The 4,511-nt window shown below is 70.7% G+C and carries 4 protein-coding genes; all 4 read right to left on the reverse strand.

From position 1 onward, the window contains the following. Positions 1-480 (reverse strand): MBL fold metallo-hydrolase (locus ACTHK2_RS08370; RefSeq protein WP_440245246.1); only part of this gene is annotated, 480 nt, incomplete at its 3' end. A 139-nt stretch (positions 481-619) separates the two neighbouring features. Further along, positions 620-985, reverse strand: a complete 366-nt coding sequence (locus tag ACTHK2_RS08375; RefSeq protein WP_440245247.1) for a hypothetical protein — start codon at positions 983-985, stop codon at positions 620-622. Positions 986-1,258: 273 nt separating this feature from the next. Continuing rightward, positions 1,259-2,677, reverse strand: a complete 1,419-nt coding sequence (locus tag ACTHK2_RS08380) for a DUF1501 domain-containing protein (RefSeq protein WP_440245248.1) — start codon at positions 2,675-2,677, stop codon at positions 1,259-1,261. Between the two features lie 11 nt (positions 2,678-2,688). Then, on the reverse strand, positions 2,689-4,511 hold a 1,823-nt coding region (locus ACTHK2_RS08385), incomplete at its 5' end, for a DUF1800 domain-containing protein (RefSeq protein WP_440245249.1).

Below are 4,511 nucleotides of genomic sequence, written 5' to 3' on the forward strand. Positions count from 1 at the left end.
CGCGCGCACGTGCTCCACCGACGGCGAGCGCGTCGCCTCGCCGAAGCCCGCCTGCGGGTCGTCGGGGTGGTACGCCGCGCGCGTTAGCGCGATCACGCCGTCGCGCCCGGCTGCGACGTGCGCGCCGGTCAGGCGCGCGAGTGCCGCGATGCCGCCGGCGTGGTCGAAATGCGCATGCGAATTGAGGATCCAGCGGATCCGCGTCGGATCGAAGCCTGCCCTGCGCACGTTGTCGAGGATGACCGCAGCCGATTGCGGCAAGCCGCCGTCGATGAGCACGAGTCCTTCGTCGTCCACGATGAGCACCGAGGAGAGTCCCTTCGTGCCGACATACCAGGTGTTCTCCGCGAGCCGGTACGGCTCGACGCGCTCGTTCCACGCGGCGCACCGCGGGCACTCGAACGGCTTCTGGTCCGCAGGCAGTTTGGCCGCGAGCGGCGCGAACGCAAGGGCAGCCGTGAACGCGAGGGGCAGGATCATCTCATGGAGCTCCTTGGATGGGGCTGCCCAGCATCACTCACGGTAGCAACGGTCGGAGGGCGCGCATGTGGCCATTCGCGGGCAATCGCGCGCGAGCGCCCCATGCGACGCCGGGTCGCATGGGCGAGGTGATGAGGCTTCAACCCTTCGCGGGGAAGAACGGATCGAGATGGAACACGTGCTCGCCGCCCGCGTCCGAACCCGTGGTGACGACGATGCCGATGCCCTCGGCGACTTCCGCGTAGCGTCCGTCGAAACCGAGCCGCACGCTCAGCGACGCGGTCGTGCCGAGCGCGATGTCGACGACCTTGAAGTCCATCTCCTGTCCGTCATCCCACACGGCGACGCGCAGCTGGTCGACACCATTGCCGCGATCGACCGTGCCGGTGTACCGGCCGCGCACGAGGACTTCCACGCGCGCGCGTCCTGCCGTAGCCGATGCGGTCTGCACGCCGGCGACATTCCACGCGGCATTCGATGATGGGGTGATCGCTTCGTCCGCCATGGCCGTCCGTCCATCAGGAGCAACCCGGCGACGGTATCCCCACGCCCCGCCCTTGGCAACGCCGGCCACGCGCTTGCACCGTGACCGTCGCGCGACGCGGAGTGGACGCAGCCGAGTAGCGTGGGACGCAGCCGCGCAGCGGCGAGTCCCGCCGGCGTAGCCCCTTGGCCCGCGGTGGGACCCGCGATGATGCGCATCGCATCGATGCGTGTCACGGCGCGCTGCATCCCGCCCTACGAGGCCGGGTGCGCGCGTGGGCACGCCGCCGTTTCCTCACGCCTGCATGAACCCGAGGTCGCCCTGCGCGAACGCATGCAGGTTCGGGAAGATCGTGTCGAGCGCGGTCGCATCGGTCACGCCGAACCAGCGCGCGAGCGTCGCACCGTACTGGTCGACCGCGATGCGCGGGAGCAGATGGCCGTCCCAGGTGAAATCGGCGCTCTGCGCCGCGAGGTCCGGCATCGAGCCGTAGATGCGCCCGCCACGCACGCCGCCGCCGAGCACGAACAGGTGGTTGCCCCAACTGTGGTCCGAGCCGTCGCCGTTGCTCGTGAGCGAGCGCCCGAATTCGCTCGCGACGAAGGTGGTCACCGACGCGTCGACGCCGAGTTCACGGGTCGCCGCGTCGAACGCGGCGAGCGCGCGCGAGAGGCCGGCGAGCAGCTGCGGCTGGTCGCCCATCTGTGCGTCGTGCGTATCGAAGCCGCCGAGTGAGCAGAAGAACACCTGGCGGCGATGGCGCAGGGTTGCGCGCGCGGCGATGAGTTCGGCGGCGCGGCGCAGCTGGCTGCCGAGCGCGAACGCGAATCGATCGGCCGCCGGCGCGCCGACTTCCGGCGGTGGCGGAAACGGCGTCGCGAGCGGCGCGACGCCGTCGAGCGCGGTCGCGAGCGTCGCGTAATCGTCGATCGCGCGCCGCGTCGTGCGGCGGTACTCGTCGGCGAGTGCGTTCGGCGGTGGGGTCGCGAGGAAGGCCTGGAACGCCGCGGCCGCATCGGGGTCGCGGCTGCGGATCGCGCGGATCTCGCCGGTGTCGACGCCGATCGACTGCAGCACGTGGCCGGTCTGGAACGCGTTCGTGCCGGCGAGCGAGAGGTTCATCGACAAGGTGGCGTCCGCGTTGTAGTTCGCGTGCACGAGGTCGGCGAGGCGGCCGCCCCAACCCGACACCGGGGTCGGATCGGCGCTCGAACGTACTTCCAGGTTCTGCCAGAAATCCTGCTGGTCGTTGTGCGAGAACAGTTGCGGCGGCAGCGGTACGCTGCCGTTCTGGTGCTCCTCGCGCGTGACCGGCTGCAGCAGCGCGCCGACGCTGCCGAGGATCGCGAGTCGGCCTTCGCCGAACAGCTGCGCCATCTCGGGCATCGCCGGGTGCAGGCCGACCGGATAGCCGGCCCAGCCCTGCGGCGAGAGCGGCAACAGCGAGGCCTGCGGCAGCGTGAGGCCGCGCCGGCGCTGCGCGTACAGCGCGTACTCCGCGCCGCGCGGCACCACGAGGTTGTGGCCGTCGTTGCCGCCGAGCAGGAACACGCAGACCAGCGCCTTGTAGTCGTCGCCGGCGCCCTGTGCCCAGACGCGATTGAGCAACGAGAGACTCGCAGGGGCGCCGAAGAAGCCGTAGCCGCCGGCGAGCGCGGCGAGGCTGTTGCGCAGGAAACGACGACGTGCGCCGCAACGGGGATCGTGGGACATGGCGGACTCCTTCAGCGCTGCGTGGCGAATTCGGGGGAGGTGGCGATGAGGTAGACCGCGTTCTGTACGCGCGCGAGCGTGTCGCTCGCCGGGATCGCGGCGAGGCGCGTCGCGACGAGCTGGCGCAACGCGGGCGACATGCCACCGCCGAGCAGCAACTCGTCGAGGCGCGCGATGAGCGCACTGCTGCCTGCCGTTGCGAGCCATGCGCGCCAGCGCTCGAGATGCAGCACGCGCACGCCGGGGTCGAGCTCTTCGAGTTCACCGCCGGCGTAGCCGTAGAACACGCGGCCGTCGACGTCGTTGGCGAGGCGGATCGCGAAGTTGGCCGAGACGATCTGCATCTCCGGCGCTACGAGCCCCGCGCCGGCGAGCGTGCCCGCCGGCGCGTGGCGCGGTGAGAAGAAATTGAATACCGACGGCGAGTAGAGCGGCGACTGGTTGTGCGACTCGTGGATCTCGCGGTCGTCGGGGAACAGCGTGTCGCTCTGCGAGGTCACGTCGAACGCGCGCCACAGCGCGGTCACGCGCAGCAGCGGTTCGCGCACCTTGCCGAACGTCGCCGGCGCGAGCCGATGGCCGATTCGCGCTTCCGGGTCGAGCAGGATCGCGCGCACGACCGCGCCGAGGTTGCCGCGCACGCCGTGGCCGTCGTCGGCGAACACCGCGGCGACGCGCGCGACGTAGGCCGGCGAGGGATTGCTCGTGACCAGGCGCTGGATCAATTGGCGGCCGAGGAATGGACCGACGTTCGGATGCCGGGCGAGCGCATCCAGCGCGGACGCGAGGTCGCTGCGCGCGTCGCGCCCGGCGCCGAGCACGATGCCGTCGAACAGACGCTTCTCGTCGCGATCGTGGTACGCCTCGTACGGCACCATCGCGTGTTCGGTGCTGCAGGTGAACGGTTCGACCACGAACGGGTCGGCGCTGCAGTCCTGCCCCGCCGCGCAATGGCAGGCCCAGCCGGTGAACACGCGCGCGAGCGCACGCACGACGCTGCCGTCGTACGTCGGCACCGTCGCGCCGTCGACGAGCAGTGGCGAGCCGTCGGGATTGAGCTTGACGAGGCCGATCGAGAACAGCTGCATGACCTCGCGTGCGTAGTTCTCGTCGGCCTGGATGTTGTTCGCCGCATCGGGCTTGCGGTTGCGGTACATGCTGAGGTAGCGGCCCATCGCCGGCGCGAGCGTGACGTCCTCGAGCAGCTGCCGGTACGTGCCGAACGCGTCGCGCACGAGGATGTCGTGGTAGGCGCCGAGCGCGAGGCCGTCGTCGCCGAGCGTGTTGCCGCGTTCGGACACGACGAGGATCTCGCTCAGCGCGAACGCGACGCGCTGGCGCAACTGGTCGGGCGCGCGCGCGGCGGCGACGAACCAGGCCTGGCGATAGCGATGGAACGGCAGGTGCGCCAACGGATCGGTGACGCCTTCGACGCTGCGCATGTACGGCAGCGCGTAGGTCGGGGGCAGCGCGATCTGCTGGTCGATCCAGCGGCCGTAGTCGCTGTCGGCGAGTTCGTCGATCGACGCTTCGCTCGGCCCGAATGTCGCCTGGGTGAGGAAGCGTGCCGCCTCGCCACGACTCGCCGGCTGCAGCGCGCCGGCATCGAAGCCGTCGCGCAGGATGAGGTCGTGCTCGCGCGCGCCGGCGGCGCCTGCGAACGTGAAGATTGCGACGAGCGCCGCCACCGCGGCGCCGGAATGACTGCGAATGCGCATGTTGCCCCCTGTGGTCGCGGCCACGACGCTCGCGCCGTCGTGTGCCGTCATCGCAAACGGGACGCAGCGGTCGTTGCCATCATGCGCAGCGACGAAGCGACACGCTGGCGCGACGA

Origin of the sequence: Dokdonella sp., from assembly GCF_051958935.1 — a bacterium.
Classification (GTDB): Bacteria; Pseudomonadota; Gammaproteobacteria; order Xanthomonadales; family Rhodanobacteraceae; genus Dokdonella_A.

Bases quoted from the DNA above. Each gene is read 5' to 3' on its own strand.
- ACTHK2_RS08375 (WP_440245247.1), bottom strand. From the start codon at position 985: ATGGCGGACGAAGCGATCACCCCATCATCGAATGCCGCGTGGAATGTC.
- ACTHK2_RS08380 (WP_440245248.1), bottom strand. From the start codon at position 2,677: ATGTCCCACGATCCCCGTTGCGGCGCACGTCGTCGTTTCCTGCGCAAC.